Raw genomic sequence first — 3,105 nt, forward strand, 5'->3', positions numbered from 1 at the left:
TTCCTGATAGACAGCGCGCCTCTTCCGGCAGCAGAGGCCGTTTATGTCAGTGACTTCAGCTCGTCTCGCCACCATGACACCGCATGCCAATCAGGATGCGGTACAGATGGCGCTGGCCACAGTGCGCCACCCGATCGTGCGCGACTTCCTGACCTACTATGCCGGCATCCACCCGGCCGACGCGCTGCCGTCGCGCGAGGCTTTCGATCCGATGGCGATTCCGCGCCTGTTGCCGCATCTGGTGCTGGCCGAAGTGGAACGTCAGCCCGATGGCCGGCCGGTACGGTTTCGCATCAAGGTAGCGGGCGAAGAAGTGGTCACCGCCCTGCGCATGCCGCTGATCGGCCGCTATATGGACGAGATCGCCAACACATCGGAACCGACAGCGCGCTTTCCCATCGAGAGCCGCCACAGTGTCGCCGAGACCGGCTGCATGATCTATCGCCGCGGCAAACCCAGGCTGCGCTTCCCGCTCGATTATGCCGAAGTCGAATATGCTCATTGCCCGCTGGCCGAGGATGGCGTTACCGTCGATCACATCATGACGGTCAACCACTATCAGGCCCTGGAGCCGGTCCTCCGCTGAGCAATACCGCCACGCATCCCAATCTTGCTGCCATCGACGCCGCACTCGCCGCGGCGAAAAGTCCGGTCATCCGCGACTTCCTCCAGCATATGCGCAACATCCACCCGGCGGACCGGCTGCCTTCGCGTGCGGCATTCGACCCGATGCGGGTTCCGCATCTGCTCAGTCATCTGGTGCTCGTACAGGTCGAGCGTCGCCCCGCAGAGGGGATGCGATTCCTCGTTCGTGTTGCCGGTGAATCCGTGCTGCGCGCCGTGCCGGTGCCCCTGATGAACCGTTACATCGAGAGCAGCGTGAACCTGATCAAGGACACGCGAGACGACAGCGAGCCACGCATCGTCGACGTGCGGCGCCTGGTGGCCGAGACCGGCTGCATGCAGCACTGGTGCGGCCGGGTCAACATCCCTTTCCGCTTCAACTTCGGCGACGTGGAATATGCCCATTGCCCGCTGGCGGAAGACGGCAGCACAGCGGACCGCATCCTCTCGGCCCTCTTCTACCACGGCGCACCGGACACCTGATCAGGAAACCGGATCGAGTATCCGCAGCGATGCACCTTCGCGCGCCTGACGGCACAGCGTATGAATGAAACCAAGCTTGCCGATCGCCGCAGCACTCAGCACAAAGGGATAAAGATCCTGCTGGCCCATGGAGCGGTTCAGGCTGTTGACCGCAAAGGTGACCGGCAGGAAAGCATCAATCAGCTGTTCGATACTGTCGGCGCGGTAAGGATCAAAATCGACCTGCACGCCCAGTTCGTCGCCCCGGCTGATGCGCGGTTTGACCCGCAGGCCGAAAGCGCCCGCCGTCTCCAGTGTATCGACGATATGCATGTAATGCGCCCAGGTTTCGGCGAAATCCTCCCAGGGATGCACCGCGGCATAGGCACTGACATAACCCTCATGCCAGCCGGAACCGGGGCCATCATCATAATGGCGCTGCAATGCCTCGCCGTAATCCTGCCGCTCATCGCCGAACAGGGTGCGAAAGCCGTTCATGGTCTCGCTGGTTTCGCCGGTCCGACGCACCAGTCGCTCCCAGTAGTAATGCCCGACCTCATGCCGGAAATGGCCGAGCAGGGTGCGATATGGCTCATGCATCGCGACGCGGATCTTCTCGCGTCTGGCATCATCGGCTTCCATCAGATTGATCGTAATCAAGCCGTTGTCATGGCCAGTGATGATCCGTGGCGCTGACGGATCGGGCGGGTCGGCGAGGAAATCAAAGGCCAGCCCCTCTTCCGCGTCTTCGTCACGCGTTTCATGCGGCAGCCCAAGCCGCAGCAGGCCGTGAAACAACCGGTGCTTGGCACTTTCGATGCGGCGCCAGTTGGCCAGATTCACCGGCACCGACAGATCGGGCACCGTGCGGTTATGCGCACAGGCCACACAATAGGGTTCAGGGTCGGGTGCCTGCCCCTCGGCCTCGGCCGGCACCAGCCAGTTGCAGGCGTCGTGCTCGGCATTGCAGCAGAAACGGTAGTGCTGCTCGGGCGCCGCCAGCGCCTGCCACGCTGCGCTGCCGTCACTGCGCGTCACTGGCTCCAGCGCACTGAGCACCAGGGCATCGGACAGAAAGCCGAGCCGCCGCCCGCAGCTTTCGCATTGGGTGTTTTCAAAATAGAGCGGCTGGCCGCAGCCCAGACATTCGAACAGGCGCATGATTGATCGCTATACGGACAAGAGGAAGTTCAGCCCTGGAATAGAATGGGCCGCCCTCCTCATGGTTCCGCGGTTTCCCGGAAAAAGCGGCGAACAGCTAAAAAGAATCCGCAGCCCTGCGCAGGATAAAAGTCTAAGCTGCGTGCGGGGAGGGACTATGCAAAATGCTCTCTCCCAACCCGATCGCACTTCCGCCGACCGCCTCTCGACGATCCGCATGGACAAACCGGCCCGCCAGCATCCCAACTTTGGTGAGATCGCGCGGCTGCAGCCCGCGATCAGGGCGCCTGAACTGGCCGAATTTCTCCGCCACTATGCCAGCATCCACCCATATGACCGACTGCCGGCTCTGGCGGATTTCAAGCTGGCGGCGCGGCCCTATCTGCAACGCTTCTGCCTGACCATCGCGCCGGAAGCTGGCTTCATGCCACAGCATGCCGGCGAAGGTCGCCTCAGTTTCCGCATCATCGGCGCCGGCAGCGAAATCACTCGCGCCTTCCCCTTCCCGCTGGCCAACCGGCTGGTTGATGACATCACCACGCAGGACGATCCCGGCTTCCGCTATGCTGCATCCATCGCGACCGATGTGATGAAGCGGCGCCAGATCGCACATTACCGTGGTCCGGCGCGGCTGACCGACAGCGAGGCCTTCGCTGTGGTGGAATATTGCAGTTGCCCCTTCGCTGCCGATGGCCATACCGTGGATCATATCGTTGCCGCCATGATCTACCAGGAAAGCCCTGATATCCCGGACGGCATATAATCCCTCAGCCCCAGCGTGTCGCCTTCACCAGCAGGCCGGTGCTGACGCCGTAGACCACCATCGCGGCACCGGCCAGCGCGAACAATGTCCACACT

At 62.5% G+C, this 3,105-nt stretch carries 4 protein-coding genes; 3 read left to right on the forward strand and 1 reads right to left on the reverse strand.

The window, feature by feature from the left end; all coding sequences use genetic code 11:
• Positions 1 to 43 precede the first annotated feature (43 nt).
• Both AAG799_RS22800 and AAG799_RS22805 read left to right on the forward strand, forming a co-directional pair.
• Positions 44 to 586 carry a hypothetical protein gene (locus AAG799_RS22800; RefSeq protein WP_341899422.1) on the forward strand — a complete coding sequence of 181 codons (543 nt, stop codon included), beginning with the start codon at positions 44 to 46 and terminating at the stop codon, positions 584 to 586.
• Positions 587 to 729: 143 nt separating this feature from the next.
• Entirely contained in the window at positions 730 to 1,107 is a 378-nt protein-coding gene (locus tag AAG799_RS22805) for a hypothetical protein (RefSeq protein ID WP_341899424.1), read from the forward strand.
• On the opposite strand, the gene AAG799_RS22810 is transcribed toward AAG799_RS22805, so the two are convergent.
• Complete coding sequence (locus AAG799_RS22810) at positions 1,108 to 2,247, reverse strand: putative zinc-binding peptidase (protein ID WP_341899426.1); 1,140 nt, start codon at positions 2,245 to 2,247, stop codon at positions 1,108 to 1,110.
• Positions 2,248 to 2,404: 157 nt separating this feature from the next.
• On the opposite strand from AAG799_RS22810, the gene AAG799_RS22815 reads away from it, so the two are divergent.
• Positions 2,405 to 3,010: a hypothetical protein gene (locus AAG799_RS22815; protein WP_341899427.1), complete on the forward strand. Its 606-nt coding sequence runs from the start codon at positions 2,405 to 2,407 to the stop codon at positions 3,008 to 3,010.
• The last annotated feature ends 95 nt before the right edge of the window (positions 3,011 to 3,105 follow it).

Origin of the sequence: Ferrovibrio terrae (assembly GCF_943371255.1) — a bacterium.
GTDB lineage: Bacteria > Pseudomonadota > Alphaproteobacteria > Ferrovibrionales > Ferrovibrionaceae > Ferrovibrio > Ferrovibrio terrae_B.

What these genes read in the sequence shown, in the direction of transcription:
- AAG799_RS22805 (WP_341899424.1), top strand. Translation starts at nt 730, where the DNA reads ATGCGGGTTCCGCATCTGCTCAGTCATCTGGTGCTCGTACAGGTCGAG.
- AAG799_RS22810 (WP_341899426.1), bottom strand. Translation starts at nt 2,247, where the DNA reads ATGCGCCTGTTCGAATGTCTGGGCTGCGGCCAGCCGCTCTATTTTGAA.
- AAG799_RS22800 (WP_341899422.1), top strand. Translation starts at nt 44, where the DNA reads ATGTCAGTGACTTCAGCTCGTCTCGCCACCATGACACCGCATGCCAAT.
- AAG799_RS22815 (WP_341899427.1), top strand. Translation starts at nt 2,405, where the DNA reads ATGCAAAATGCTCTCTCCCAACCCGATCGCACTTCCGCCGACCGCCTC.